Source organism: Pseudomonas sp. 14P5.3.2 (genome assembly GCF_057799175.1).
Window position 1 is genome coordinate 1 of sequence record NZ_JBYOKU010000075.1, and the last position, 1,069, is coordinate 1,069.

1 protein-coding gene is annotated in these 1,069 nt (G+C 63.2%); it reads right to left on the reverse strand.

All coding sequences use genetic code 11. The features are described from left to right. Positions 1-37 precede the first annotated feature (37 nt). On the reverse strand, positions 38-1,069 hold a 1,032-nt coding region (tssI, locus tag AC27VU_RS28870; RefSeq protein ID WP_488725406.1), incomplete at its 5' end, for a type VI secretion system tip protein TssI/VgrG.

Consider the following 1,069-nt stretch of genomic DNA (forward strand, 5'->3'; position numbering starts at 1 on the left):
CGGCTGTTGTGCCAGCCAGTCCTTGGGTGTCAGTCGATCAGATGGCACAGGCACCTGCCTTGCATTTTTCGCATTCTTCGCAGAACGGCGCGTTGCGTTTGAGGGTGTTGATCTGGGCCGGGGTCAGGACCTGGCCTGCCTTGTCGGCGTCGGCTTGTTTCAGCACGCCGGGCATCAGCGGGGCGGCGCCGGTGCCGCTGCCGGGGCTGCCGCCGGAGTTGATGTTGATCGTCGGGCCGCTCATGGTCACGCCGCCGGCGTCGATCTTGATGAAGCTGCCGCCGCCGACCAGGGTCAGCTCGGCGCCGGCTTCGAGCACGACTTTCATGCCGCTGCTCAGGTGGATTTCCTGGCCTGCATCAATGAACTGGCCGGTGCCGATCTTGATGTGCTGGTTGACGCCCACCGTCAGGTGGTCGTTGGCGCGGGCTTCGACTTTGCGGTCTTCGTAGACGGTGTGGTGTTCTTCGGCTTTGAATTCGGTGTAGCTGTTTTGCTCGACGGTGTCGTGGCGTTCGTTGCCGACGCGGATCTTCTGGTCGTGCTCGATGTTCTCGTCCCAGTCGCGCTGGGCGTGGAGGAAGATCTGCTCCTGACCTTTCTTGTCTTCGATGCGCAGTTCGTTGTAGCCACCGCCACCCATCGAACTCAGGGTCTTGAAGGTGCTGCGGGTCTTGTTCGCCGGCAGCTCATACGGGACGGTGTTTTCCTTGTGGTACAGGCAGCCGCTGATCAGCGGTTGATCGGGGTCGCCTTCAAGGAAGGTGACCAGCACTTCCATGCCGATGCGCGGGATGGCGATGCCGCCGTACTGGGCGCCGGCCCAGGCACTGGAGACGCGCAGCCAGCAGCTGGTCTTGTCGTCGGCCTGGCCTTCGCGGTCCCAGTGGAATTGCACTTTGACGCGGCCGTACTGGTCGCAATGGATCTCTTCACCTTTCGGGCCGGTGACCACGGCGCTCTGGCTGCCGAGGATGCGCGGTTTCGGGTGGCGCAGCGGTGGACGGTTCGGCACGTCCCACGGGGTCGCCTGGAAGCGGTTGCGATAGCCCTGATGGAAATCGTCTTT